The 26,353-nt window shown below is 65.5% G+C and carries 26 protein-coding genes; 16 read left to right on the top strand and 10 right to left on the bottom strand.

All coding sequences use genetic code 11. The features are described from left to right. Nucleotides 1-28 precede the first annotated feature (28 nt). The 4 genes from ML540_RS09775 to ML540_RS09760 are packed head-to-tail and all read right to left on the bottom strand — an operon-like array spanning nt 29 to nt 2,934. Nucleotides 29-916, bottom strand: coding sequence for a formate dehydrogenase accessory protein FdhE (locus ML540_RS09775; protein WP_243360397.1), 888 nt, complete (start codon nt 914-916; stop codon nt 29-31). 10 nt (nt 917-926) lie between these two features. Then, nucleotides 927-1,424: a DUF3426 domain-containing protein gene (locus ML540_RS09770; RefSeq protein WP_243360394.1), complete on the bottom strand. Its 498-nt coding sequence runs from the start codon at nt 1,422-1,424 to the stop codon at nt 927-929. Then, nucleotides 1,421-2,725 (bottom strand): efflux RND transporter periplasmic adaptor subunit, encoded by a 1,305-nt coding sequence (locus tag ML540_RS09765; RefSeq protein ID WP_243360392.1) that lies wholly within the window; start codon nt 2,723-2,725, stop codon nt 1,421-1,423. The genes ML540_RS09770 and ML540_RS09765 overlap by 4 nt, the downstream gene beginning before the upstream one ends. Further along, a complete protein-coding gene (locus tag ML540_RS09760) occupies nt 2,722-2,934 on the bottom strand; it encodes a hypothetical protein (RefSeq protein ID WP_243360390.1) in 213 nt (70 codons plus the stop codon). The genes ML540_RS09765 and ML540_RS09760 overlap by 4 nt, the downstream gene beginning before the upstream one ends. 134 nt (nt 2,935-3,068) lie before the next feature. Here ML540_RS09760 and ML540_RS09755 point away from each other — a divergent pair, with 134 nt between their 5' ends. After that, entirely contained in the window at nt 3,069-3,461 is a 393-nt protein-coding gene (locus ML540_RS09755; RefSeq protein WP_243360387.1) for a hypothetical protein, read from the top strand. 118 nt (nt 3,462-3,579) lie between these two features. Here the strand turns inward: ML540_RS09755 and ML540_RS09750 are convergent, their stop codons facing one another. Continuing rightward, on the bottom strand, nt 3,580-4,116 hold the full coding sequence (locus ML540_RS09750; RefSeq protein ID WP_243360384.1) for a chemotaxis protein CheD: 537 nt from the start codon (nt 4,114-4,116) through the stop codon (nt 3,580-3,582). 263 nt (nt 4,117-4,379) lie between these two features. Here ML540_RS09750 and ML540_RS09745 point away from each other — a divergent pair, with 263 nt between their 5' ends. The 3 genes from ML540_RS09745 (at nt 4,380) to ML540_RS09735 (ending at nt 6,721) form a co-directional block, all read left to right on the top strand. Continuing rightward, nucleotides 4,380-4,907, top strand: a complete 528-nt coding sequence (locus tag ML540_RS09745; protein WP_243360382.1) for a hypothetical protein — start codon at nt 4,380-4,382, stop codon at nt 4,905-4,907. Nucleotides 4,908-5,030: 123 nt separating this feature from the next. Next, nucleotides 5,031-5,939, top strand: a complete 909-nt coding sequence (locus tag ML540_RS09740) for an ABC transporter ATP-binding protein (RefSeq protein ID WP_243360379.1) — start codon at nt 5,031-5,033, stop codon at nt 5,937-5,939. After that, entirely contained in the window at nt 5,936-6,721 is a 786-nt protein-coding gene (locus ML540_RS09735; protein ID WP_243360377.1) for an ABC transporter permease, read from the top strand. The genes ML540_RS09740 and ML540_RS09735 overlap by 4 nt, the downstream gene beginning before the upstream one ends. Before the next feature lie 3 nt (nt 6,722-6,724). Here ML540_RS09735 and ML540_RS09730 read toward each other — a convergent pair whose 3' ends face one another. After that, nucleotides 6,725-7,534 (bottom strand): tetratricopeptide repeat protein, encoded by an 810-nt coding sequence (locus tag ML540_RS09730; protein ID WP_243360375.1) that lies wholly within the window; start codon nt 7,532-7,534, stop codon nt 6,725-6,727. Nucleotides 7,535-7,676: 142 nt separating this feature from the next. Here ML540_RS09730 and ML540_RS09725 point away from each other — a divergent pair, with 142 nt between their 5' ends. The 5 genes from ML540_RS09725 to ML540_RS09705 are packed head-to-tail and all read left to right on the top strand — an operon-like array spanning nt 7,677 to nt 12,716. Next, a complete protein-coding gene (locus tag ML540_RS09725; protein WP_243360372.1) occupies nt 7,677-8,426 on the top strand; it encodes a PTS system mannose/fructose/sorbose family transporter subunit IID in 750 nt (249 codons plus the stop codon). A gap of 25 nt (nt 8,427-8,451) precedes the next feature. Next, nucleotides 8,452-8,760, top strand: a complete 309-nt coding sequence (locus ML540_RS09720; protein WP_243360370.1) for an HPr family phosphocarrier protein — start codon at nt 8,452-8,454, stop codon at nt 8,758-8,760. Between the two features lie 10 nt (nt 8,761-8,770). Further along, on the top strand, nt 8,771-10,558 hold the full coding sequence (ptsP, locus tag ML540_RS09715; RefSeq protein ID WP_243360368.1) for a phosphoenolpyruvate--protein phosphotransferase: 1,788 nt from the start codon (nt 8,771-8,773) through the stop codon (nt 10,556-10,558). Next, the gene (gene smpB / locus ML540_RS09710) at nt 10,555-11,025 is read left to right on the top strand and encodes an SsrA-binding protein SmpB (RefSeq protein WP_243360367.1); all 471 of its coding nucleotides are present in this window, start codon (nt 10,555-10,557) and stop codon (nt 11,023-11,025) included. The genes ptsP and smpB overlap by 4 nt, the downstream gene beginning before the upstream one ends. 53 nt (nt 11,026-11,078) lie before the next feature. Then, a complete protein-coding gene (locus tag ML540_RS09705) occupies nt 11,079-12,716 on the top strand; it encodes an SGNH/GDSL hydrolase family protein (protein WP_243360364.1) in 1,638 nt (545 codons plus the stop codon). A gap of 36 nt (nt 12,717-12,752) precedes the next feature. Here the strand turns inward: ML540_RS09705 and ML540_RS09700 are convergent, their stop codons facing one another. Continuing rightward, the gene (locus tag ML540_RS09700) at nt 12,753-13,073 is read right to left on the bottom strand and encodes a hypothetical protein (RefSeq protein ID WP_243360362.1); all 321 of its coding nucleotides are present in this window, start codon (nt 13,071-13,073) and stop codon (nt 12,753-12,755) included. Nucleotides 13,074-13,419: 346 nt separating this feature from the next. On the opposite strand from ML540_RS09700, the gene ML540_RS09695 reads away from it, so the two are divergent. The 5 genes from ML540_RS09695 (at nt 13,420) to ML540_RS09675 (ending at nt 20,979) form a co-directional block, all read left to right on the top strand. After that, complete coding sequence (locus ML540_RS09695) at nt 13,420-14,763, top strand: dihydrolipoyl dehydrogenase family protein (protein WP_243360360.1); 1,344 nt, start codon at nt 13,420-13,422, stop codon at nt 14,761-14,763. A 14-nt stretch (nt 14,764-14,777) separates the two neighbouring features. Beyond that, the gene (locus ML540_RS09690; protein ID WP_243360357.1) at nt 14,778-16,157 is read left to right on the top strand and encodes an FAD-binding oxidoreductase; all 1,380 of its coding nucleotides are present in this window, start codon (nt 14,778-14,780) and stop codon (nt 16,155-16,157) included. Nucleotides 16,158-16,268: 111 nt separating this feature from the next. Further along, on the top strand, nt 16,269-17,474 hold the full coding sequence (locus tag ML540_RS09685) for a (Fe-S)-binding protein (protein WP_243360354.1): 1,206 nt from the start codon (nt 16,269-16,271) through the stop codon (nt 17,472-17,474). Nucleotides 17,475-17,589: 115 nt separating this feature from the next. Beyond that, a complete protein-coding gene (gene secA / locus ML540_RS09680) occupies nt 17,590-20,103 on the top strand; it encodes a preprotein translocase subunit SecA (RefSeq protein ID WP_243360352.1) in 2,514 nt (837 codons plus the stop codon). A 291-nt stretch (nt 20,104-20,394) separates the two neighbouring features. Continuing rightward, a complete protein-coding gene (locus ML540_RS09675) occupies nt 20,395-20,979 on the top strand; it encodes a TMEM175 family protein (protein WP_243360351.1) in 585 nt (194 codons plus the stop codon). A 540-nt stretch (nt 20,980-21,519) separates the two neighbouring features. Here the strand turns inward: ML540_RS09675 and ML540_RS09670 are convergent. Beyond that, nucleotides 21,520-22,614 carry an SPOR domain-containing protein gene (locus tag ML540_RS09670; protein ID WP_243360349.1) on the bottom strand — a complete coding sequence of 365 codons (1,095 nt, stop codon included), beginning with the start codon at nt 22,612-22,614 and terminating at the stop codon, nt 21,520-21,522. A gap of 106 nt (nt 22,615-22,720) precedes the next feature. On the opposite strand from ML540_RS09670, the gene rlmD reads away from it, so the two are divergent. Then, nucleotides 22,721-24,073, top strand: coding sequence for a 23S rRNA (uracil(1939)-C(5))-methyltransferase RlmD (rlmD, locus tag ML540_RS09665; protein ID WP_243360347.1), 1,353 nt, complete (start codon nt 22,721-22,723; stop codon nt 24,071-24,073). A 70-nt stretch (nt 24,074-24,143) separates the two neighbouring features. On the opposite strand, the gene ML540_RS09660 is transcribed toward rlmD, so the two are convergent. Together ML540_RS09660 and ML540_RS09655 are read right to left on the bottom strand one after the other, a co-directional pair. Continuing rightward, nucleotides 24,144-24,674: a pyridoxamine 5'-phosphate oxidase family protein gene (locus ML540_RS09660; protein WP_243360345.1), complete on the bottom strand. Its 531-nt coding sequence runs from the start codon at nt 24,672-24,674 to the stop codon at nt 24,144-24,146. Nucleotides 24,675-24,792: 118 nt separating this feature from the next. Further along, on the bottom strand, nt 24,793-25,488 hold the full coding sequence (locus ML540_RS09655) for a type 1 glutamine amidotransferase (protein ID WP_243360342.1): 696 nt from the start codon (nt 25,486-25,488) through the stop codon (nt 24,793-24,795). Between the two features lie 105 nt (nt 25,489-25,593). Between ML540_RS09655 and ML540_RS09650 the strand changes: the two genes are divergently transcribed. Beyond that, entirely contained in the window at nt 25,594-26,322 is a 729-nt protein-coding gene (locus tag ML540_RS09650) for a TIGR04283 family arsenosugar biosynthesis glycosyltransferase (protein WP_243360340.1), read from the top strand. The last annotated feature ends 31 nt before the right edge of the window (nt 26,323-26,353 follow it).

Here is a 26,353-nt window from a genome sequence, read left to right as displayed (position 1 = left end):
GCTATTCCCCGGGCCGGCGCAAGACCCCCTAGAACCCCCAGGCGGAGGCCGTGGGCCGGGTGAAGCCCCGCTTCATGGCCAGGATGTCCAGGGACATGGATTCCAGGTCGTCCAGGGCCGGCAGGCTCGGACGGTCGAACTCCCGGAAGTCGGTGGTCTTGATGTAGCCCTGGCAGCTCAGGCAGGCGTCCACCCGGTAGCCCGGCTCTTCGTCGGCGGTGAAGTACGGCAGCTTGGCAGCGTCGCGCTCCTCACAGTAGGGGCACTGCAGCCGCACGGTGCGGTAGGCCGCCCGGCAGAACGAGCAGCAGTTCACCCGCACGCCCTCCTTGCCTGAGAGCACCGAATGAAAGGCCAGGCTGCCGCAGATGGGGCAGGTCCCCTGGTCCCAGGTCCGGTCCTTGGGCAGGGATGCGGAAAGGCTCTCGGCCAGGGCCGTGATGGACGGGGTCAGGCTGGACTGAGCCAGGAAGGACAGCGCCCTGGGAGCGTTCGGGGTACGCTTGGCGAACTCCACGAACACGGAGGAGTCGTTGGCCATGAAAGCGTCGAAGGCCGCACGCATGAGGGTTTCGCCCTCCTCGCGAACGATTCCGGCCGACTGGGCCATGGGGCCGCCCATGCCCGAAAGGAGTTCCTGGAAGCGACCGAAAAGCTGCCCGGCCTGGGCCGCGTCGTAACTGAAGCGCTCGCGCGCCAGAAGCGGCGCACCCTGGATCACCTGGTCCACGGAGGCAAGCCCGGACCCGGGCCCCGCGAACACGGTCGGCACCACCGCCTGCCCCCTGGCCTGGCTCTGGATGCTCCTCACCTGCTCCACCAGATCGACGAGCTGGGCCGGGATGTGGGGCTTCTTGCGCAGGTCCGCGAACTTGCGCGCGGCCAGCTTGTCCTCGCGTTCCATGGATTCGAACATGATCACCTCGTTACTTTGCGCTTGGGGCCGGAGCCTGTGAGCCGGTGGCCACCGCGGAGTAGGTGGCCGCCCCGGCGGGCGGTTTGCGGAATACGGCCATGAACGCGGTCTCGCCGCCGGGAGCCACCAGGGTAGCCCGGCAGGGGTCGGAAACATCGGGAGCCAGTTTCGCCGTCAGCTCGTCCCAGCCCAAAAATTTCAGTTCCGAGATCGAGACGGACGGTCCGGCCTCGGTGAGCGCTTGTGCCAGTTCCTGGCCGTTTGCGTCCAGCAGGGAGACCTTGATTTGAATCCGGCACCGGGGAGCGGCCATGTCGTTGGCCACGGTCCCCTCGATGACGTAGAGGGGACCGGTGTGGCGGTTTTCCACGCCGTAGCCCTTCAGCTCCTTGAGGGTGAATTCCGGCGAGGCAGGGGGGGGGACCGGGCGTTCCCGGAAAAGCGCGTACAAGGCCGCGATCGAGAGCACCGCCGCCAGCAGAAGAAGGATCGGTTTGCGCAGTCTCATCGCCCCTCCTTGGCCGCGAATTTCACGGCCACCTTTTGTCCGGCCGAAAGCCCCGAGAGCACCTGGGTGCGGCTTCCTCCACGCGGACCGAACTCGGGCCGGACCTCCCTGGCCCCGCCGCGCCCGTCGTCCACGTAGACCACGCGCCTGCCGCCCTTGGACACCACCGCCTCGTTGGGCACCGACAGCACGCCTGGGAGGCTGTCCGTGAGCACGAAGCACTGCATGTTCATCTCCGGGCGCAGGTACAGCCAGGCATCCGGTTCCACCGTGGCGATGGCCGGATAGTAGAGCACCCGGTAGACGGTCTCCGGCGAGGGGGAGACGCGCTCGACCTGGCCCGAGAGCATCCGCCCGGGGCTCGACGGCTGGAAGAAGCGGACCTGCATGCCCGGCCTGATCCCCGCCGCGTCCGCCTCATTCACGTATATCCACAATTCGAGGAAGCGGGGATCGATGACCGTCAGAATCTTCACCGCCTCCAGTTCGGCCACCACCTGCTCGCCTTCCTGGGTCAGCACCTGTCCCACGATACCGTCGATGGGGCTCTGGATGCGGGTCATGGAAATGTAGGCGTCCACCTGGGCCAGGGCGGCCGAGGCCTGGTCCACGGCCTTCCGGGCGCTTTCCCGGTCGTGCAGGGTCTCATTGGCGACGCGGGACAACGCGGCCTTGTCCTGGGTGACGGACTGCTCGGCGGTCGAGGCGTCCCGACGCGAGGCGTCCACGTCGTTCTGGGCAACGTAGCCCTTCTCGCGCAATGCTTGGCGTTTCTGATTCAGCCGCCCGGCGTATTCGCTGCGTCCCTGGTCGGCGGACAGCGCAGCCCGGGCCGCCTCCAGGCGCGGGACCACCTCGGCCTCGGCCCTGGCCAGCTCGTTCCGGGCGGATTCAAGCTTGGCCACGGCCTGGCGGCGCTGCGTCTGGAGCTCGCGGTCGTCGAGCTCGACCAGCAATTGTCCGGCTCGCACCACGTCGCCGGTGCGCACGTGCATCTTGAGGATCTGCCCCGCTATGCGGCTGCCCACACGGATGAAGGCGTTGTCCCTGGCCCGGACCACCCCCTGCGCCTCCACCACCCGGAGCACGTCTCCGGGCCCGGCTTCGGCCCACTCCAGCACGCGCGGTCCGGCCGAAACGGCCTGCTCTTCCCGGTCGCCGCAGGACGCACAGGCAAGACACAAAAAGGCGATGACGGCGCGCGCCAGGGCGGCGGCGAGGTCAGGCTGGCCCGGACGGACGGGCTCGTATCGGCGGGGATGGCTGAAAATGGGGGGACTCCCGGAAGAATGCGGCCTCAAACCATGATCCGGACGATACGGCCCTTGTCGCCCATCTCCACGGGCAATCCGGCCTGGGACTGATGCAGGGCGCTGTAGGATTGTTCCACGGGCGCATGCGCCACGCTGCGCGCCGCGTTGGCCGCCCCGCGGGGCACGGGCGCGGGGGCGCTCGCTGCTTGAGGGGCCGCAGCCCCTGCTGTCCTCGGATCGAGCGGTTGCACCGCCATGGCCTTCTCCCGGAGTTTGCGGCTATTGTCCCCCATCAGCCAGCACTTGGCAAGCCCCGTTCCATCGCTTGCCTAAGCGCATACTCCGCGCTAAAGAAGCCGCCGACCGTCCCACCGGGCGGGCTGGAGCCTCCATGTTCGATTTTCTGCGCACTCTCGGAGAAAAAGATATCAATTCCATGCAGCTGGGCAAGCCGCGCAAGTACAAGCTGGCCCGGGGCGATCGATCCATGCTGTTCAAGGGGAAGCTCTTGAGCTTCTACCACGCGTCCGGCGACTGCCTCGAACCGGCCGCCCAGAACCAGACCCACCTGGCCACCATCGCCATCTTCCGGACCCAGACCCGCTATCTCATTTACTACGTACTCGAATACATCAACAACGAGCACATCTCCGGCAAGCAGGTGCACGTCCACGCGACGGCCACCATGGACGAGACCGCCCGCTTCATCGACGCCATGGCCTACGTCAACAAGAAGTCCTTCGCGCACGCCGTGGTGGATGACGCACGCAACCAGGACCGCTAGCGCCGCGATCTCGATAAACATATCCCTGTTTTTCGAAAATCAAGACCAAGATTGCTCTTGTGTTGCGGGCCGGCCCCTTCGAGACGGGTTGCGCGGACGCAACCCGGGTGGTGTGCGTTCAGACCTTTCGGCGCATCGCACCGGGCGGGACATTCTGCAGCCCCGTGGTGCCCGAGAGCTTGGTGATCTTGAGTTCGCCCGTGCCGGACAGGAAGAACACCTTGCGCCCCTTGGCCCCTCCGGTGTCCACGAAAACCGGCTTGACGTGGTATTTTTCCAAGGCCTCGTAGGCAGCCTCGATATTCCTGGCCCCGACGCCCGCCGAGTCGCCCACCAACCCATTGGCGCCGCCCATCAGGCTGACCGTCAGGTCGGCCGCGTGAATCCCCTTGCGGGCGAAGGCCGTGAAGACATGGTCGAAGGCCGTATCCACGAACTTGAAGACGCTCTCCCCCTCGAACTGCGGATACTCGGCCAGCCGGGGCAGGAAGGCGTGGAAGAAGGCCCCCATGGCCCTGGCGGGAGCATGGAAGGAGGCCCCCAGACAAGACCCCAAAACCGTCTGCACCAGGGTGGGCGCAACGTACAGTCCGCCTTCAGATACCTTGAGATACACGCTCTGAATCTGCGGATTGAGCTTGAGGATGTCCTTCATGGGAATGCCGCCCCTGCCAACGGCTCAGATGGTGAGAGTAAAGCGGACAAAATAGGTATGAATCCTAAATACAAGATTACCACTTTACCCATGGAGATACAACCGCCTTGACGGTTCCCTCGAATTGCGGCCTATTCAGGCGCTGCTTTCCGCATGAACCAGCCGTCAAGGGAGGGGACTTGTTCCATACCACACAGTCCGTCTCGTTCAAACGAAATCCCGCTTTCACCAAAAAAGGCTTTGCGGGAATCCCCGAAGCCCTGATGGCGTCCCTGCTCGTCCTGCTGGTCGCTTCCTGCGCCCCGGACGTCTACCGCGCCCGCGTCGAGGCTTCGGCCGCCGCCCCGCTCGACCCCACCGAATTCTCCATCGTGCGCGGCCAGGAGGACATCGATCCGGGCAGCCTCGACTTCCGACGGTATTCGGCCGCCCTGGCGGAAGAACTGCTCCGTCGTGGGTTCGCCCAGGCCAAGTCGGTGGAAGCGAGCCACATCTTCGTATACCTGCGCTTCGGCCTGGTGGGCGAGGAGGTCCCCCATCAGGGCGCTGGCCTGGAACACCTCTTCGTGCTGGAGGTTGAAGCGGTGGACGCCTTCTCCCTGCGGGCCGGACGCGCCCCTGCAAGCCTCTGGAAGGTGACCGCCACGGCCCACGGCCATCTGGACCACCGCCACAAGGTTTTCAAGGTGCTGCTGGCCGCCTGCGCCCCGTTTTTCGGACAGAACGGGGAGAGGGACGTGCGCGTGCACCGCAATCCCGTCACCGGGGCGTTCGGGTTTTTCGGGCAGTGAACGTGTTGGGAGGGGGAAGCCTCCGGCGGCCAAAGGGCTGCGCCCTTTGGAATCCCATATAGGGGCGGAAGGCCTGGCTTCCGAGCGGTGGCGTCCCGGCTCGATTTGGGCTAGAAAGACTTGATGGACGCAGTGATCGAGGCCGTAGGGCTTCGCAAGACTTTCGGGGATTTCACCGCCGTGGACGGCCTGGACATGCGCGTCGCGCGCGGCCAGGTCTACGGACTGCTCGGCCCCAACGGGGCGGGCAAGACCTCCACCATCCGCATGATCTACGGGTTCTCCCCCAAAACCGGCGGGGAACTTCGGGTGTTCGGGCTGGACGTGGCCACCCGTTGGCGCGACATCCGCGCCCGCATCGGTGTCTGCCAGCAGGACAACGCCCTGGACCCGGACCTCACCGTGGAGCAGAATATCTGGGCCTTCGCGGGCTATTTCGCCATCCCCCGGCAGGAGGCCAGGCGCCGCGCCGAGGAACTGCTCGGCTTCTTCGCCCTGGAATCCAAGACCGCCGCCGACGTGCGCGACCTCTCGGGGGGCATGGCCCGAAGGCTCATGCTGGCCCGTTCGCTGGTGAACCATCCGGAGCTGCTCATCCTGGACGAACCCACCACCGGGCTCGATCCCCAGTCCCGCCACCAGCTCTGGGACCGGCTGCGCGACCTGCGCGAACGCGGACTGACCATCCTCATCACCACCCACTACATGGAAGAGGCGGCCACCCTCTGCGACGAGCTGCTCATCATGGACAACGGGCGAGGACTGGTGCGCGGCACCCCGGCCGAACTCATCGGCTCCCATGCGGGGCGGGCCGTGCTGGAACTGGTGGACCCGGCCCAGGAAGCCCGCGACAAGGCCTGCTCCTCCGGGCTCGACACCGAAGATTTCGGACGCAGGATGCTGGTGTTCGCCGATTCCTTCGACGAGCTGGAGGCCTTCCGGCAGACCTTGCCGCCGGGGCAATACGTGGCCAGGCCTTCGTCGCTTGAGGACGTGTTCCTGCGCCTTACCGGCAGGGAGCTGCGCGAATGAGCATGCTGGACAACCTCTCCTGGCGCCTGTGGCGGGTCTGGGCGCGCAACCTGATGGTGTACATGCGCACCTGGAAGGTGAACTTCATCCCGCCCCTGGCCGAACCCGCCCTGTACATCCTGGCCTTCGGCGCGGGACTGGGCGGCATGGTGGGCAGCGTCACCGTGGACGGCCAGGCCGTCAGCTACACGGCCTACATCGCCCCGGGCTTGGTGGCCGCGTCGGTAATGTGGCAGAGCTTCTACGAGAACACCTACGCCTCGTTCGTAAGAATGTATTATCAAAAGACTTTTGACGCCATGCTGGCCACGCCGCTCTCCCTGGAGGACGTCATCACGGCGGAAATCCTGTGGGGGGCCACCAAGGCCGCGGGCGGCACGCTGCTCATGGGGGCGGTGATCGCGGCCTGCGGCCTGATCCGTCTGCCCGAGGCGCTGTGGCTTTTGCCGCTGGCTGCCCTGGGCGGGCTGGCCTTCGGCAGCGTGGCCATGTGGATGACCGGCATCACGCCCACCATCGACATGTTCAACCTGCCGATATTTCTGTTCATCACCCCGATGTTTCTGTTCTCGGGCGCGTTCTTCCCGGTGGACGGCCTCCCGGCCTGGGCCTCGGGGTTGGCCATGGGGCTGCCCCTCTACCACCTCACCCAGGCCTGCCGGGCGGTGAGCATGGGCAGGATCGGCTCCGGGATTATCTGGAACGTGCTGTATCTGGCTGGATTCGCGCTCGTGTTCTATCCGCTGGCCATCGGGGCCATGAGGAAGAGGCTGATCAAGTAGAAACTACCCCATCACCCGCTTTTCCGTCAGGTCCAGAATCTCCTTGGCCTCGGCCAGGGTCTTGTCCCGGTCGTAGGCGGCGCGGGCAGCGTCGTAGGCTTGGTCCCAGCGCCCCATCTGATAGAGCACCCGGGCCAGCGACACGTAGGTCTTGGGATGGGCTCCGAAATTCTTGAGCGCCCCGCGCAGGATCGTCTCGGCCTTGGTCAGCTCGCCGATCTGCTTGCAGGCTTCCACGGCCAGGCTGAAGGCTTGGGCGTCCTTGGGATTGAGTTCAATGGCCTTTTCCGCGAAAGGAACCACGTCGGCCATGAGCCCGGCCTCGGCCAGCATCTTGGCGGCATTGGTGAAGATGCCGGGCTCCTTGGGGTTCTGCTCGCACACGGTGTTGAGCACGCGCCTGGCCGAGGGCAGGTTCTTTTCCCGCAGGGATTCGCGAGCCTTCTCGAAAGCCTGGGCGATACGCCCGAGCCTGTCCTGGAGGGCTGCGTCCTGGGCGCGCTTCTCCATCTTTTCCAGGTGCAGGGCCAGGGCGGACAAGGCCAGGGCGAACTTGCTCTCCGCACCCTTCTGGAACCTGAACGGGCCGCGTATCTGCATCTTGATGTCCGGCACCAGCTCCAGTTCGCGCAACATGTCCATGAGCAGGACCTCAAGCTCGAACTTGGCTCGCCCCATGATGGCGGTGCTGGTGGCGTACGACTCGAACGCGCTGGCCCCGGCCTGGAGCGCCCTGACCGCCATGAAGCGCCGGGCGTAGCCGATGGCCCGCGAGATGTCCTCTTTGACCGCTTTGGCGGAAGGCCCGCTCATTGGCGACTCCTCTCGGATTAAGTCAACACCCTAAGTTTTATTTATAACTCGACCCGCCTTCAAGGGCAAGCGCCTGGCCGAGCTTGTCATTTCTCCCGGCATTTGCCACAACCGCCTCAAGGGAAAATCCCCCGGAAACCCCATGAGCACCCCAGGCGCACTCAACGCGAAAATTCTCATCCGGACCTACCTGCGCTGTTATTTCGTGGGAGCGGCCTTCACCACGCGCGGCCTGCAGACCATCGGCCTGGCCCTGGCCATGGAGCCCGGCCTGGCGGCGCTCTACCCCGATCCGGCCGACCGCCGCCAGGCGTGGAAGCGTTATCTCAAGATCTACAACACGCACCCCTTCTGGACCCCCTTCCTGGTGGGGATATTCCTGGCCCTGGAATCGCGCATCGCCCGCAGGCAGTTTCCCGACTCCATGCTGGACCAAGTCAAGAGCACGGTTGTCTTCACCCTGTCCGCCGTTGGCGACTCCTTTTTCGGCGGCAGCCTCACCGTGTTCTGGGCCCTGTGCACCGCCTGCCTGCTCACGGCCGGGCAGGCGTGGGCGGCCTTCGGGCTGGGGCTCACGCTGTTCGTCGCCCTGAACGCGTTCAAGATCGGCACCTTCGTGCTGGGCTACCGCCAGGGCTTCGCCGCACTCACGAGCATCCGCAGCTGGGACCTGGTCAACTGGGGGCGCAGGCTCAAGGTGCTCAACGCGGCGCTTCTCGTGGTGCTCTGGGCCCAGGTGTGGCCCCGCGACATGGACCCCCTGGCCTGGGCTGCGGGCGTGGCGGTGGTGCTTGGATTGGCCTACGCATCCGGCAGGCTGCGCTGCAACAGAGAGCTCCTGGTGGGACTCGCCCTGGCGGCAGGTTTGTTTTTTCTCTGGATTCGATTATAATGGTTGGGTTTGCACGGTGAACAAGATGCCCGAAACGATATCCTCCTGCGAAAACGAACCCGAGTGCGGCGGCGAGAGCGTCCGGATCGTGTGCGTCCTCAACGAACAGGGACTGCACGCGCGCCCGGCCGCGCGCCTGGCCCAGACCGCACAGAAGTTCGACGCATCCATCACCATCGCCATGGGCAGCCAGTCCGTGGACGCCAAATCCATCCTGGACATCCTGACCTTGGCGGCCGGACACGGGGCCAACCTGGAGCTGCGGGCCAAAGGCTGCGACGCCGGTACGGCCCTGGAGACCCTGGCGGACCTGTTCAAAAAACGTTTCCAGTAAGGCGGCCCGCATGGCCTTAGCCACCATTTCAGGCATCCCCATCTCAGCCGGCATCGCCATCGGCAAAGCCTACTTCATCAACCGATCCAATTTCGGGCAGGTGCCGCGCCAGACCCTGGCCGACGACATGGTGGACGCCGAGGCCCAGCGCCTGCGCGACGCCTTCGCCGAGGCCAAGGCCGAACTGGGCGCCATCCGCGACCGCGTGCCCGCGGAACTCAAGGACCACGCCCTGATCATCGACTCCCACCTGATGATCATGAGCGACCCCAAGCTCCAGGGCTCGGCCCTGAACCACCTCACGCAGCTTCGCATCAACGCCGAATGGGCATTGGAAAAGGCCGTTTCCGACCTTGAGGAAGCCTTCAACGCCCTGGACGACCCCTATTTCCGCGAGCGCGCCCAGGACGTGCGCCTGGTGGCCGACCGCGTGCGTGCCCTGCTCATGGGCCGCAAAGTGGACTTCAAGGCCCTGGGCAGCCGGGCCGTGCTCATGGCCCACGACCTCACCCCCGCCGACACCGTGGAACTCCAGGTGGACAAGATCATGGGATTCGCCACCGTCCAGGGAGGCAAGACCTCCCACGCGGGCATCCTGGCCAAGTCGCTGGGCATCCCGGCCGTGGTCGGCGCGGCGGGAATCGAGGAGACCGTGCAGGACGGCAACCTGGTGGTGGTGGACGGGCTCAAGGGCATGGTCGTGGTCGAGCCCGACGAGGACGAACTGGCCCGCTACGGCGACCTCAAGTACCAGTTCGAGTCCTACCGCGCGGGCATCATCAAGAACTGCCACCTGCCCGGCGAAACTATTGACGGCTACCGGGTCAAGGTGAAGGCCAACATCGAGCTCTACGAGGAAGTGGCCCAGGTCATCGACAACGGCGGCGACGGCATCGGCCTGTTCCGCACCGAATACACCTATCTCAACCGCACCAGCCTGCCCACGGAAGAGGAACTGCTGGAGCACTACCGCGACCTGGCGGACATCCTCTCCCCCAGGCCGGTGATCCTGCGCACGCTCGACCTGGGCGCGGACAAGTTCATGGCCCACTTCGGCCGCCTGGAGGAGCAGAACCCGGCCATGGGGCTTCGGGCCATCCGCTTCTGCCTGCGCAACCGCGAGCTCTTCCGCACCCAGCTGCGGGCCATCCTGCGCGCCTCGGTGGTGGGAAACATCTCCATCATGTTCCCCATGATCTCGGGACTGAAAGAGCTGCGCCAGTCCGTGAACCTGCTGCGCCAGTGCCAGGCCGAACTCTCGCGCGAGGGACTGCCCTACCATCCCGAGATGCCCGTAGGCATGATGGTGGAGCTGCCGTCGGCGGTCATGACCGCCGAGATCATGGCCCGCGAGGTGGACTTCTTCTCCATCGGCACCAACGACCTCATCCAGTACAGCCTGGGCATCGACCGCACCAACCGGCACGTGTCGTATCTGTACCAGCCGCTGCACCCGGCCGTGGTGCGCTCCATCAAGCACGTGGTGGACGCCGCCCACCAGGCCGGCATCGAATGCAACCTCTGCGGCGAGATGGCCTCGGACCCGTTCTGCGTGCCCATCCTCATGGGCATGCAGATGGACGCCCTCAGCCTGAACCCCCAGACCATCCCGGGGATCAAGCATCTCATCCGCCAGGCCACCATGGACGACTGCAAGAAACTGCTCAAGCAGGTGCTGGACAGCCCCACCGTGGCCCGCACCAACCAGCTCGTGCGCGAAACCATCTTCGAAAAATTCCCGGACCAGCTGGCGTTCTTCTATTCGCTGCTGGATTCCGAGGAGGGACCCTCACAGTGAGCGCACACGCGGGCGAAGCCATCAAGCTCATCGCCGTCAACAGAAAAGCCCGCCACTTCTACGAGGTGCTGGACACCATGGAGGCGGGCATCTCGCTTACCGGCTCCGAGGTGAAGAGCCTGCGGGCCGGAAAGGTCAACTTCAAGGACAGCTACGTGAAGTTCACGGGGCGCTTCGAGGCGTTCGTCTCGGGGCTGCACATAAGCCCGTACGAGAATGCGGGCTACGCCCAGCACGAACCCGAGCGCGACCGGAAGCTCCTGATGCACGAGCACCAGATCCGCGACTGGAAAGCCAAGGTGGAGCAGAAGGGGCTGACGGTTGTTCCGCTGAAGCTCTATCTGAAACGCGGCAAGATCAAGATGGAGATCGGGCTGTCGCGCGGCAAGAACGTGCACGACAGGAAGGATGCGCTGAAGGAGCGGGATCTGGATAGAGAGGCGAAGAGGGAGAGGGATAGGTATTGAACGCCGGGACGCGCGTTCGGCAGCAATCAAGAACAGCTCCCGGCAGGCATGCAATGCGTTGGAAATTCCTTCACGTCTTATCGAGCGCCCTCTTCATACTCTTCATATCGTCCTATCTCGCTGTAGAAATTCTCATAAGGACGGACGTCCTGCCATTCAACCGGCTTCCCTACCCCAAATTCTACCGGAACGTCGCCGGCAACCTCAAACCCGGCATTCGGGCCACCGCATGGTGGAACCCCCTCCTGCCTTACAGGTATTCGACCGACTCTAACGGCTTCAGGACCAACGGGCGAAGTGGCGGTCCTGACACGGTCCTCTGCATCGGCGACTCCTACACCTTCGGCCTGGGCGTGAACGACAACGAGACCTTCCCCTTCATCCTGGGACGGCAGCTCGGCGGCGCGGGGAACATCTCGGTGGTCAACGCGGGCTCCATGGACGTGGGCATCGAGGAGCATCTCGAATTCTACAGGACAAAGGGACGCGCGCTCAAGCCGCGCCTCGTCATCGTCCAGTTCAACATCTACGACATCGAGATCATAAGCGGGAAGCGGGGCGACTCCGCGAGAAAAGCACCCATCTACTCCCCGGTTAAAGACGACTCCCTGGAGAACGACATCACCGTCAACGCCGTGCGGTCCATGACGAAGAGCGCCCCGGTGGCGGCCCTGTTCGGATTTCTCAACAGCACGCCACCGCTTGAGCCCCCGAAGCCCGCCCCGGCCTCGGATGCCGACGCCGACCCAGCGTTGCGCCAAGTGCTCGGCAGCCGGGACAAACTCCTGGACGAAAGGAACCTCGAGACCATGCGCGTACCGTGGGAAAAATACCGCGCCAAGCTCAAGGAGTTGCACGACGCCGTGGTGGCCGACGGCGCCGACTTCCTGCTACTCATCGTTCCCGATCCGCACCAGGTACATGAGTACGCCAATGCTCCCAGCGCAGCCCTGTCCGGATTCTGTCGGAAAAACGGGATCAAGTTCGAGGACATGACCGCCCCGTTTCGCACATTGCTCGCCGATCTCGACACCAACCCCTTTCTCGAACCTCTCGACATCCATTGCAACGCGACGGGGAACACGCTCATCGCGCAGCACATCGTCGGGAGGATAAGGCAAGCGTCCGGCGACGGCTCCGCCAGGCTCGAATTCACGGACAACACGCAATCGCCGTCGTACACGGCCCCGGTTTCCTTTGAATTGAAATTCACCAATGACGGCAAGATCGTCATCCCGGACAACGCCATCATCGGATCGTATTCGGTCTCCCAAGAGAACACGGCGACAAGAAGAGAGGGCGGAGGAGGAATAAAATACCTGACCACGGATGCCGCCGGTGAAGCATTCGCCCGCACCACCATCGACCTTAGCTTCACCAGGGATATCGGCCAGGCGAGCTTGGTGTTCTTTCCCCATGCCAATCCGGGATCGACGCAGGGCGACAGGGTGGATATCACATTGCGCACCGGGGACAGCGCCGCTTCAACCTCCACCGCGCTCGCACGCACACAGGACAGATGGCGCGGCTTCGACACCATCGCCTTCCTCGAGAATCGGTTCAGGACGCCGTCACGGTCCCTGAGCGTGGACATCGCTTTCCTGCGCGACGCCGGGCTGGCGTCCGAGGACGCGCACGGCTCGGGTCCGCACCGGCGGATAGAGCTGTACCTGTATCCGACGGCCCCATGAACTCCGGCCCCGGCATGGGCGCACCAACTCTTCCGGCTAGGAGCGTCCATGGGCATCCGGATCAGGAATGAACCTGTACCCGCACTCGCCCCCGCAGGCCCGCACCTCCTCGATGTCCTTCTCATCGATGGGGAAGGCCCGGCACGCCAGGGGCCGAAACGTCCCATAGACCGCGCAGAGCCTGTCTTTCGTCAACAGCGGGCAGGAGAACGCCAGGCTGCAGCACACCGCGCACTGGCTGCAGTCCCCTTGCCGGGCCTTCAGCTGCCCTTCCACGTATTTCTTCCGGAAATGCACGGCGAAGAAACGCCTGACCTTCCCCGTGAAGAGCCGGAACGCACTGCCGGGTTCTGTCATGGCTCATCCTGCGGGTTCCGGTTGTCCCGTTCGGGGGCAACCGAATGCCCGGCCTCCCTGAAGAACGACCAACCGCGCGCCGCCCGGCGGCAAACCGCCTCCCTCCTGCGTCCGGACAGCAAACGGACGGGGGCGCCACCATAGCAGCTCCCAACGATTTCCGGCAACCTCCTGACGCGTATTTCCTTCCATCAGCCCGACTCCAGCGCTCCTGCGGCTCCAACGCCTTGTTGCGGCTTCATTTTTGTCGTAATTGTTCGTTCTGGTGGGTGAAGCCCGGCCGGTGCGGGACCGCACCGGCTTCGGCAAGACATCCGGCGGGAGTCAGGCCGCCATTGGAGGAAGAATGAGCCAGCGTTTCGACGTGCTCGTCATCGGTTCCGGCGCTGCCGGGGGCGCGTGCGCCCGCATCCTCAAGGCCGAGGGCTTGGACGTGGCCATAGCAGAGGGCGGCCCCTTCGGCGGCACCTGCGCCCTGCGCGGCTGCGAACCAAAGAAGGTCCTGGCCGAAACGGCCCACGCCGTGGCTCGCGTGCGTGAGATGGCCCAGGCAAACGGCGTGCGCGGCGACCTGTCCATCCACTGGCCAACCCTGGCCGCTCGCAAGCAGTTTTACGTAGACCGGGTTCCACCCTGGTCCGAGGACAACTACCAGAGCCTGGGCATCACCCTCTTGCGCGGCCGGGCCCGCTTCACCGGCTCCAATACCATGTTGGTGGGCGACACCCCGGTGGAGGCCGCGCGCATCGTTCTGGCCACTGGATCCAAGCCCCAACCCCTGTCCTTTCCCGGCGCGAAGCTCCTGGCCGTCAGCGATGATTTTCTGAACCTGAAGGAACTGCCTCCCCGCATCGCCTTCATCGGCGGCGGCTATATTTCCATGGAGTTCGCCCATATCGCGGCCATCGCCGGGGCAACCGTCACCATGGCCGTGCGCGGCGACCGCTGCCTGAAACGCTTCGAGCCGGACCTGGTGTCACAACTGTGCGCGGCAACCGCGAGCCTCGGCGTGGAAGTGCTCTACCACTCGCCGCCGCACTCCCTTGAAAAAACCGAGTCCGGCTTCGTCCTGCGCGTGGGAGCCCTTGGCGAGCACGCTGTGGAGGCGGACATGGTTTTCCACGGGGCCGGACGCGTGCCGGACCTGGACGGGCTCGACCCGGCGGCAGCCGGGATCGCTGTGGAGGACGGCAAGCTCACGCTCGACTCATTCCTCAAGACCACCAATCCTGCCGTCTACGCCGCCGGAGACGCGGCCTGGCGCTACCAGCTCACCCCGACAGCCGTCATGGAGGGCCGCGCCGTGGCCGCCAACATCCTGCACGGCGACCACGTCAGCCCCGACTATGCATACGTCCCCAGCGCAACCTTCACGCATCCCACCCTGGCCGGCGTGGGGCTGACCGAAGAGCAGGCCAAGTCCGCCGGGCTGGCCTACGAAGTGAAGGCCAAGACCGGCCTTTCCTGGTCGGAGCTGACCCGCCTGGGCATCCGCCACAGCGGCTACAAGGTGATCCTGGAGCCCGGCGGCGGCAAACTGCTCGGGCTCTTCTACATGGGCGAGGACGCCGAGGAGGTGGTCAACCTGGCCGCCCTGTGCATGCGCCAGGGATTGACCGTGAGCCAGATCATGGACATGGTGTGGGCCTACCCGTCCTTCGGGTACACGCTGCGTTACATGCTGGCCTAGACGGCCGTACCCACATGCCCGAACTTCCCAAATCCTTCCTGCGATCGCTTGCGTCCCTTTTCCCGGGCGACGCGCTGCTTACGGCTCCGGCCGAAACGCTCATTTTCGGCGCCGACGCCAGCCGCAGGCACGCCCTGCCCTGCGCCGTGGTGCGCCCCGAGAGCGCTGAGCAGGTGGCCGAGCTTCTGCGCCTGGCCCATGCGGAACGCGTGCCCGTGTACCCGCGCGGGCGCGGCACCAACGTGGTGGGCGGCTGCGTGCCGCTCTCGGGCGGCGTGGTGGTCTCCACCGCGCGCTTGAACCGCATCCAGGATATCTCCGGCGAAGATTTCGTGGCCGTTGCCGAGCCCGGCGTGGTCACGGCCGAGCTCCAGGAGGCTTGCGCGGGCAAGGGCCTGCTCTACGCGCCGGACCCGGCCAGCGCCAAGTTCTCCACCATCGGCGGCAACCTGTCCCAGAACGCCGGGGGCATGCGCGCCGTGAAGTACGGCACCACCCGCGACTGGGTGCTGGGGCTCACCGTGGCCCTGCCCGGCGGGCGCATCCTGAAGACTGGTTCGCGCTGCCACAAGGACGTGGCGGGCCTTGACCTCACGCGCCTGTTCGTGGGCTCCGAAGGAACGCTCGGCTTCATCTGCGAGGCAACTCTCAAGCTCCTGCCCAAACCCGAAGCCAGCGCGTCGCTTTTGGCCGTGTTCGCCGCCGAAGAGGACGCCCTGGCGGCTGCCCGCATGGTCTTCGCCGCCGGAATCCTGCCCACGGCTCTGGAGTTCATGCCCGCCGAGGTGCTGGCCGGCCTGGCCGGTCTCGGCCCCGTGCCCTGGCCCAAGGGGTCCGGCGCGGCGCTCCTTTTCCGCATCGACGGCTCGGCCGAGGCAGTCAGCGCCGATCTCTCCCGCCTGCGCCGGGCCGTTACGCCCGCCCGGCCCGCACATCTGGACGAGGCCCGCACCCCCAAGGAAGAGGAAAACCTCTGGGAGCCGCGCCGCCAGATAAGCCAGGCCGCGTTCACCTTCGGACCGGACAAGCTCTCCGACGACATCGCCGTGCCGCGCGGCCAGGTAGGGCAGGCCGTGCGCCGCATCCGGGAGATCGGACGCGAATTGGGGCTTACCATCCTGGCCTTCGGCCACCTGGGCGACGGCAACCTGCACGTCAACGTCATGCACGACGCCGCTCTCCCCGGCGAGGCCGAGCGCGCCCTCAAGGCCAAGGAAGCCGTGCTGGAGTTGACAATTTCGCTTGGCGGCACCATCTCCGGCGAGCACGGAGTGGGCCTGACCAAGCTGCCCTGGCTCGAACGCATGCGCGGAGCCGGACAGGTCGAAGCCATGCGGGCCGTCAAGGCCGCCCTGGACCCGCACGGCATCATGAACCCCGGGAAGGGATACTGAAGTGAAACAACTTTTTGCCCGAACCACCGGAGAAACCAAACCCCATACGGGATTCCAAAGGGCGTAGCCCTTAGGCGCCGGAGGCTCCCCTCCTGCCGCCCCACACTTCTTATGAATATCGCCGACAAACCCCAATCCCCGCGCTGCGACCACAAGGGCGGCAAGGCGGCCTGCCGCGCCCAGTCCTGCGTGCTCTGCGGCAAATGCCTGGAGGTCTGCCCGCTGTTCGCCGCCACCGGGCGCGAGGAACTCTCCCCCAGAGCCAAGTTCTTCCTGGCCAGGACTATCGAAGGGCAAGAGGTGGAGATATCCGAGAAAGTCGCCGTGGAGCTGGCCGCCAAGTGCCTGGGCTGCGGCAAGTGCGAAAAGGCCTGCCCCTTCGGGCTGTGCGCCCCGGAACTGGTCTCGGGCCTCAAGGCCGCGCATCAGGGCCTGGAAGCCAAGCTCTGGCAGACCTGGGTGGAGAAGGCGGGCGTGCTCTGGCCCATGATGGCCACCCTGTCCCGCCTGGTGCCGCGCCTGAACACGGGAGGCTACGCCGGGCTGCTCTCGGGCCTCAAGGCCATGGCTCCCGGCGCGCGCCTCACGCCCTGGCTTCGTCCTGTGGCCTACGACGCTTGCGGGACCGGGCGCAAAGCCGTAGTGTTCCCCGGCTGCGTCGCCTCCCACGTGCAGGATCACTGGACCGCATCCGCCGAGCGAATCCTCACGGGCCTCGGGTTCACCGTCCTCCCCCGTCCGGATTTCGCTTGTTGCGGCTGCACCCTGGGCCACGCGGGCTTGAAAGACGCCCAGCTGTCCATGCAGCGTAAGAACCTGCAGGCCTGGCGGGACGCTGGGCGGCCCGAACTCATGAGCTTCTGCGCCACCTGCCGCTGCGGCCTGCGCGGCTACGCCTCCCGCGACCTGGGCTGGCAGCCCGGCGAACAGGACCTGTGGCTTCAGGGCCTGGCCCCCTTCGCGATTCTGGCCGCGCGGGCGAGTTACGAGATTTTGCCAGGCGCTCCGGAGAGGGTGCACTACCACACGCCCTGCCACGGGGCGGGCGGAGGCCACGACGCCGAGCTCCTGCGCACCGCCGCCGGAGACCGGTTCCAGGCCCGTACGCACAAGAACCTGTGCTGCGGCTTCGGCGGAGCGCTCAAGCTTTCCGCCCCGGAGCTCTCCGACGCCGTGGCGAAGCGCTGCCTGGATTTCTATGGACCAAAGCCCGGCGAGCAGATACTCACCGGCTGCTCCGGTTGCGTCATCCAGCTGAGGGCCAATGCCCCAGCCGGGGTCAGCGTCGGCCATTGGCTCGAAATCATTGGCGAATAACGTCCATGAGAACATGAACATGTTTTCATGAACAAAATACGCGCCATAGCATACTTTGCGCCCCCGAGGGTTACGGTCCGCGATCGCGGACATGCCCTGATTTGAAGGAGATACAATGTTCGGTTCCATCATCAAGATGATCGTTGGCTCCAAGAATGAGCGCTACCTGAAAAGCCTCACCCCCACCGTCGACAAGATCAATTCCCTCGAGCCCCAGATCCAGCAGCTGGACCAGGGTCAGATGCAGTCCCGCGTGGCCGAGCTCATGCAGGAGGCCGCAAACGGCCGCCCCCTGGACGAAATGCTCCCCGAGACCTTCGCCCTGGTGCGCGAGGCAGGACTCCGCTCCCTGGACATGCGCCACTTCGACGTGCAGCTCATCGGCGGCATGGTGCTGCACCAGGGCAAGATCGCCGAAATGAAGACCGGTGAAGGCAAGACCCTGGTGGCCACGCTGCCCGCAGTGCTGAACGCCCTCTCCGGCAAGGGCGTGCACCTCATCACGGTGAACGACTACCTGGCCCGTCGCGACGCCGCCTGGATGGGCACCCTCTACAACTATCTGGGCCTCACCGTGGGCACCATCCTGCACGGCCTCACCGACGAGGAACGCCAGGTATCCTACGGCGCGCACATCACCTACGGCACCAACAACGAATTCGGCTTCGACTATCTGCGCGACAACATGAAGTTCTACAAGGAGCACCTGGTCCAGCGCGAACTCAACTTCGCCATCGTGGACGAGGTGGACTCCATCCTCATCGACGAGGCGCGCACGCCGCTCATCATCTCGGGCCCGGCCGAGGAATCCACGGCCCAGTACGCCCGCGTGAGCGCGCTCATCCCCATGCTCAAGAAGGACGTCCACTTCACCGTGGACGAAAAGGCCCGCACGGTCCTTCTCACCGACGAAGGCGTGGCCCGCTGCGAAGACATCTTCAAGATCGACAACCTGTACGACCAGGCCAACATCTCCCTGCAGCACCACATCATGCAGGGCTTGCGCGCCCACCACCTCTACGCCCGCGACGTGGACTACATCGTCAAGGACGGCCAGGTGGTCATCGTGGACGAATTCACCGGCCGCCTCATGCCGGGCAGGCGCTACTCCGACGGACTGCACCAGTCCCTGGAGGCCAAGGAAGGCGTCACCGTGGAGAGCGAGAACCAGACGCTCGCCTCCATCACCTTCCAGAACTACTTCCGCATGTACAACAAGCTCGGCGGCATGACCGGCACCGCCGACACCGAGGCCGTGGAGTTCAAGCAGATCTACGGCCTGGAAGTGGCCGTCATACCCACCCACCGGCCCATGGTCCGCAAGGACCACCCGGACATGATCTACAAGACCCAGCAGGAGAAGTACGCGGCTATCGCCGAGGAACTCAAGGCGCTCCACCAGAAGGGCCAGCCCGTGCTGGTGGGCACCATCTCCATCGAGAAATCCGAACTGCTCTCCCAGCTCCTCAAAAAGGCCGGAGTGCCACACGAGGTGCTCAACGCCAAGCAGCACGAGCGCGAGGCGCAGATCGTGGCCGAGGCCGGACACACGGGCCGCGTGACCATAGCCACCAACATGGCCGGCCGCGGCACGGACATCAAGCTGGGCGAGGGCGTGCGCGAACTGGGCGGCCTGTTCATCCTGGGCACGGAGCGCCACGAGTCGCGGCGCATCGACAACCAGCTGCGCGGCCGCTCCGGCCGTCAGGGCGACCCCGGCGAATCCCGCTTCTACCTGGCCCTGGACGACGACCTCATGCGCCTGTTCGGCTCCGACCGCTTGAAGGGCATCATGGAGCGCCTGGGCATGCAGGAGGGCGAGGCCATCGAGAACCGCATGGTCTCCAAGGCCATCGAGAACGCCCAGAAGCGCGTGGAAGGCCACAACTTCGAAATACGCAAGCAGCTGCTGGACTTCGACAACGTCATGAACCAGCAGCGCGAGGTCATCTATTCGCGCCGCCGCCATTACATGGAGGCCGGGAATCCCGAGGACTCGTTGCTGGAATTCGTGGACGACCTGCTCGACGACATCTACGAGCCCCTGACGCTCTCCAAGCAAGGCCCCGACCCGGAATCCATTGAGATTGCGGCCGCCCGCTTCGAGGAAGTCTTCAACCTGCGCGTGGACTTCGCCCAGGGCGTTCCCACCAAGGAGCAGCTGCGCGAGGCCGTCACGGGGCGCTTCGAATCGCTCAAGAGCGCCGCGCCCGCCCACTATGTGGAGATACTGCGCTACTTCCTGCTGGAAGCGCTGGACAAGCACTGGAAGGAACACCTGCTCAACATGGACCACCTGCGCGACGGCATCGGCCTGCGCGGCTACGGCCAGAAGGACCCCAAGCAGGAGTACAAGCGCGAAGGCTTCGAGATGTTCCAGGGCCTGCTCGAGATGATCGCGGACACCACCGTGCGCCACCTCTCGCGTCTGCAGATCAAGGCCGAAGTGCGCGAGGAGGAGTTCACCCACAAGGAGAAGGCCTCCGACCTGCAGTTCCAGGGGGCCGACGACGGCACCGACAAGAAGACCCAGCCCAAAAAGCGCGCCGCGCCCAAGGTCGGCAGGAACGATCCCTGCCCCTGCGGCAGCGGGAAGAAGTACAAGAAGTGCTGCGGGGCCAAGGTGTAGCGTATCTCAAGAACAATTGAAAAAAGGGGGGCTAAGCCCCCTTTTTTATTGGCGCCCCCTGGTCCTTGGGGAGTCCCTCCAGTGCGGCCGGCCTGTAAGCCCTTTCGGCGCAAGAGAGGGAGATCGTGTACAGGCGCCGTGCATCCTGCTACAGGGGGGCTGGTCTCTCCCGGAAGGACTTGGCCTGTCAGGGCGCCGTCTCGCCGGACGCTCCACGCCGGTGTCTCGTCGCCTGCAACGGCCTGTTGGCCGGTATCCCTGTGAAAACGATTCCACCCAACCGTGCATGTTATGGGAAAAAACCGACTCGAAGCTTTCAGCGATGGCGTCATAGCCATCATCATCACCATCATGGTCCTGGAGCTGAAGGTACCTCACGCCGACACTCTGGCCGCGTTGCGCCCGTTGCTTCCCATATTTCTGAATTACGTGCTGAGCTTCGTGTACCTGGGCATCTACTGGAACAACCACCACCATATGCTCCACACCGTGCAGCATGTGCGTGGGGGCATCTTGTGGGCGAACCTGCACCTGCTGTTCTGGTTGTCGCTGATTCCTTTCGTGACGGCCTGGATGGGCGAGAACCATTTCGCCGCCGCTCCCACCGCCCTGTACGGGGTGATTCTTCTCATGGCGGCCTTCGCCTACTGGATCCTGCAGCGGACGATCATAGCCGCGCAAGGCCGCGACTCCCTCCTAAAAGCCGCGGTGGGCAGGGACCTCAAGGGGAAATTGTCTCCGCTGCTCTACCTCGCAGCCATACCGGCAGCCTTCTTCGAGCAGTGGATCGCTGACGGGATTTATGTTCTCGTGGCGCTGTTATGGCTCGTTCCGGACCGCCGCATCGAGCGCGCTTTCAAGAATCAGGACAACTGACCGGAACAAATTTTTCCAGCCAACAAGTGCTCTTCTCGCCAGAACATCCGACCCGGGCGCGTGAATATTTTCGCTTTCGCCCTTTGCGGCTTCTGGACACCGCCCATATCCGGCTTATTTCATGGTTGTGTCCCAGGCGACTTGGAGAACCTCAACGGAGGGAAGACCATTGGGCCAGAAGACCGAGCAGACGAGACTACTGAGGTAGCGCACCCAAAGAGGCCTTGGAAACAGGGAGCACAATAAGCCCTCCCTCCAGGCAAACCAGACGGAGTAACCGTCACCAATGCGCTACGGATGAGACAGAGGCTCAGGAAACCGGACATCAGTAAATTTTGAAAGCCTTAACGAGAGATACGGAACACAGTGTTCCTTGAGTTGAAGCAACCAGTCGAAACAAACGAGCGCCTCGTCCTCCCGGGACGGGGCGCTCTTCTTTTGCCCATATTCACATCGATCGACGCGAAGCGACAAAGGATTCCAAAGGAACTTGTTCCTTTGGCCGCCGGAGGCATCTAAAACTCTTCCCCTCTTCCCTCTTTACCTTCTCTGAATCGCGCCCGGGTATCCCATCTCAGCCAGCTTCTGCCTGAACGCGTCCGGGCTGCCCTTGCCCTTGGCCAGTACCCGGAACACTTCCTTGCCGTTCACATCGGTGCGCTCGAAGCTGGACTCGATCCCCTTGGCCGAGAGCCTGTCGGCCACGGTTTCTGCCTGAACGAGGCTCGGAAGGGCCGCCACCTGCATCAGTATCTCTCCCGGGGCCAAGGCGGGGGCGGACGGCGGAGGGGCCGTCTGGGCCTGTCCCGCAGGGGCCTGGACTCCCGGTCCGGCAGACACCGGTGAAGCCAGGGCCGAGACCGCCGGGGCAGATGCCGCCAGCGCCTGTCCCGCATGGGAAGGCGGGGCGCTCTGCGCCGCAGGCTTGGGGGGCGCGGGGGCGGCGGAGGTCGGGGAGGAGGCCTGCTTGCCCGGCGCCGCGCTCGCGGTTTCGTGCGGCCCGGCGATCTGGTCCACGGCGTATTTGGCGGCCGCCTTGGGATCGTTTCCCGCCATGGGCAGCATGTCCGGCAGCTGCACGAAGGCGTAGGTCAGCTCGTACCCGGCCACGCCCTGCCCGTCCGGCCGGACGGCGTCGCCCTCGGCCGCGCCGCACTTGATGACGGCCAGCAGCGCGCCCTCCCGCCTGGCCCGGGTGGTCATTTCCCGCAACACCTTCATGAGCTTCAGGCGGCAGGCGGAGTCGTCGGGGGCCGTGTCCGAGAAGCCCTCGCGGCAGACCAGGGCGGTGAAGATCTTGTCCTTGGGGATGGTGAGGATTTTCTTGGAGACGAAGGCGTAGCGGACGGTGTAGGCGGAATCGGGACAGTGGGCCTGGTCGCGGCAGGGCGCGTCCCAGTTGACCCCGGCTTTTTCGATGTTGTCCGTGAACTCGGCCAACACGGCGAAATTGCCTGGCCCGGCCTTCTCCGGCAGAAGCATCAGCACTTCTGCGGCCAGTTGGGCGCATTCGGCGGCGCGTCCGGACGCCCCTCCCCCCTTGCGCAGATCGCAGATGGCCCGGACCTGCCAGTCCTGGGCGATGGCCTGCGTGGCGGCGAGCACGACCAGCAGCGACGCGAACAACAGTCTCATGGCGATTCCCTCCGCCGCCCCCCTACGCCTATCCGCGCCGCTCCACAAGATGCGCCGCGGCCTCGCGGCCGAGCAGCGGGCCTTGCCAGGGGAGCGGCCAGCGTGCATGCTGACCTCCATGTCGCAATCACTTGAACTGACCATCGAGCGCGCCGTTTTCGGAGGAGCGGGCCTTGCCCGCCACGACGGCCGTATCGTCTTCGTGGAGGGCGGACTGCCCGGTTCCGTGGTGTCCGCCCGCATCACCCGGGAAGAAAAGAGCGTCCTGCGGGCCGTTGCCGAACAGGTGCTCACCCCCTCTCCCCATGCGGCTGAGCCCTTCTGCCCTCATTTCGGCGTCTGCGGCGGCTGCACCTGGCAGGACGCCTCCTACGCCGCCCAGCTCGACTGGAAGCGCGACATCGTCTCCGAGCAGCTCAGGCGCCTGGGCGGCCTGGAGGCCGAGGTCGCGCCCACCGTGGCCTCGCCCGAGGAGCGCTTCTACCGCAACAAGATGGAGTTCGCCTTCGGGCCGGGCCAGGGCAAGATACTGAACCTGGGCCTGCGCGAGCGGTTCAACCCGGGCCGCGTGCTGGAAGTTCGGACCTGCTTCCTCATGCCTGAACCGGCCATGGACATCGTGGACGCCGTGCGCCGCCTGACCGTAGGGTTGCAGCTGCCGCCCTACTTCGCCCGTACCGGCACGGGCGCGTGGCGGCATCTGGTGCTCAGGCGCTCGGAAGCGTCCGGCAAGTGGCTGGCGCAACTGATCGTAGGCCCCAAGACGCCCTTCAAGCGCCTGCGGTCCCTTGGCGAAACCTTGATGAACGAGTTCGACCAGTTGGCCGGGGTGGTGCTGGACCTCAGGCGCGACCGCTCGGATTTCGCCATCTCCGAGGCCCGTATCTGGGCAGTGGGCGAGGAGCACCTCGAGGAGGAGCTGGACGGCCTCACCCTGCGGGTGAGTGCCGAGGCGTTCTTCCAGACCAACACCCGCGCGGCCGCCCTGCTCTACGCCAAGGCCGTGGAGGCCGCGAGGCTCACCGGCTCCGAGACCGTGTGGGACCTGTACTGCGGCGCGGGGGGCTTGAGCCTTTTCCTGGCCCGGGCGGCGAAACACGTGACGGGCTACGAGATATCGCCCGCCGCCGTGGAAGACGCCCAGGCCAACGCCCAGGCCAACGCCGTCTCCAACTGCGCCTTCGTGGCCGGCGACCTGAAGGACGCCGTGGCCCGCAAGAAATCCACCCCCGACGTGGTGGTGCTGGACCCGCCCCGGGCCGGGCTGCATCCGGATACCGCCGAGGCGCTCTTGCGCCTTGCCCCCGCGCGGCTGGTCTACGTCTCCTGCAACCCCTCCACCCTGGCGCGCGACCTGGGCAAGCTCGCTCGCGGCTACGACGTGGCTTCGGTCACTCCCGTGGACCTCTTCCCGCACACGCCCCACATCGAATGCGTGGCGGAGCTCGTCCGGCGCTAAGACAAAACAAGCGGCGGCCGGAAGGGACATCCCCTCCGGCCGCCGAAACGATCCCGCCAGGCCCGCGAGCCTAGTCGGCCGAGGAAAGCCTCTCGCCCGTGGAGCCCACGGTGTCCACAACCTCGTACTGTTCGTCGCCCTGCCAGGGCGGGTTGGACTTGCCGGTCAGCTCATCCAGGTCGATGCGCACCACGCAGGTCACGTCCAGCACCTTGTCCTCGTACTCGCGCACAGGGCCGTCGTAGTGGCTCATGATCAGGTCCAGGGCCGCCCTCTTCTCGGCCCGGTCCGTGACGAAGCTCGCCCGGCCCACGCCCACCACGGACTTGAAATGCGCCGTGTAGTCGCAGGGCTTCAGCTGGCGCGACAGGCTGTATTCGATCACCGCGTCGAAGCTCACCCGGTTGCAAGCGCGCAGGCAGTCGGCCTTGCGGCCCTTGAGCGAGCTGTGGAAGTACAACGCGCGGTCCTTGTAGCCGAAGCTTACCGGCACCACATACGGGGACGCCCCATCCCACATGGCTAGGTGGATGTACTCGGCCCGCATGAGCATGGCCTCGACCAGCTTGAAATCCTTCACTTCACGTTCGGCCTTGCGCACTGATGCTTCTCCTTGAGGTGGAAGAGTAAGAGAAAAAGCCTCCGGCCGCCAAAGGGAGAAGTCCCTTTGGAAACCCCTCTTGCTTCGCGTCCGAAACCGGCGATACGTCCGTGAGCCCTTAAATTTCGCGGGCCATGTTGTCCATGAGCCGGTGCAGCATGGCCTTGAGCCCGTCCAGGTGGGCCGCCCCGGCACGCATCTCGTCCGGGGTCTGCACGTATGGGCCGGGCACAAGGTCCGCAGCGCCATTGGCGATCAGCCGCTCCATGCTCTCGGCCGTGGTCTCGAAATGGAACTGCAGCCCCACCAGCTTTGCGCCCACGGCGAAAGCCTGATGGGCGCAGGCGTCGGACTCGGCCACCAATGCGGCCCCGCGTGGGATGGAGAACGTCTCGCCATGCCAGTGGAAGGCCGTGAACTCCCCGGGGATGCCCGCGAACGCAGGGCTGGCCGATGCCCACGGGGTCAGGCGCACCGGATGCCAGCCGATCTCGCGATTGGCCCCCTGCGTCACCTGCCCGCCCAGCACCTCCGAGAGCATCTGCGCCCCGAGGCACACGCCGAGCACACTGCGGCCACGGGCAACGGCCAGCTTCACGCATTCCTTCTCGGCCCGAAGCCAGGGGAATTCCAGTTCGTCGTGAACGCTCATGGGGCCGCCCATCACCACAAGCAGATCGAAATCCGCCGGAGCAGGCAGGGGATCGCCCAGGTACATGCGGGCGCGGGTCAACTCATGGCCGCGCTGGGCGGCCCAGGCCGAAATTCCGGCCGGGTCCTCAAACGGAACGTGTTCGATGGAATGGATTCGCATAGGACAACTCCTGGCAGGGTGTTGGACCGCTTTGCCTTTTTCGTCAAGGGGAAAGCCCGACCGCGCATTTGCGCCCGCCCGGACGTCCTGATAGACGGGGCGGGCATGGCTCTCACCTTCTCCGTCATCGTGCCGGTCCTGGGCGAAGAGGACCTGGTCAACCGGCTGGTGGATCACATCCGGACGGTGGGCTACGGCCGAAATCCGGAAATCATCATCGCCGACGGCCATCCGGAGCGGACAACCCTGGCGGCGCTCGCCCGGCCGGGCATCCTGGCCGTGCCCGCTCCGCGGGGACGCGCCCGGCAGATGAACGCCGGAGCCCGCCACGCCACTGGAGACGTGCTGGTTTTCCTGCACGCCGACAGCAGCCTGCCCGCCGGAGCCTTCGAGGCCATGGAACGCGCGCTGGCGGGCGGTGACACGGCCGGAGGAGCCTTCGACCTGGGCATCCGCTCCAAACGGTGGTCGCTGGCCCTGATCGCGCGGGTGGCGTCGCTTCGGTCGCGCATGACCCGCATCCCCTACGGCGACCAGGCCATCTTCCTCACCCGCGAGGCGTTCCAGGCGCTGGGCGGCTACCAGGACATGCCCATCCTGGAGGAGGTGGACCTCATGCGGCGGCTGAAGCACGCCGGGATGCGCATCGGTTTCGCCAAAGGGCGGGCCGTAACCTCGCCCAGGCGCTGGGAGTCGGAAGGCGTCTGGCGGCGCACGCTGGCCAACTGGGCCATCATCGCGCTGTACCTGCTGGGGGTCGATCCGGAGCGGCTCGCGTGCCTGCACCGCCCGGCGAGATCGACCGGAGAAGGGGCGGGACGGTGCAAGCCGTGAATCGGCCATGCTCAACCGCGCTCCGCGAACG

The organism is Fundidesulfovibrio terrae, from assembly GCF_022808915.1.
Taxonomy (GTDB): domain Bacteria; phylum Desulfobacterota; class Desulfovibrionia; order Desulfovibrionales; family Desulfovibrionaceae; genus Fundidesulfovibrio; species Fundidesulfovibrio terrae.
Note: the sequence above shows the minus strand (reverse complement) of the source record. Positions and strands in the feature narration are given on the sequence as shown.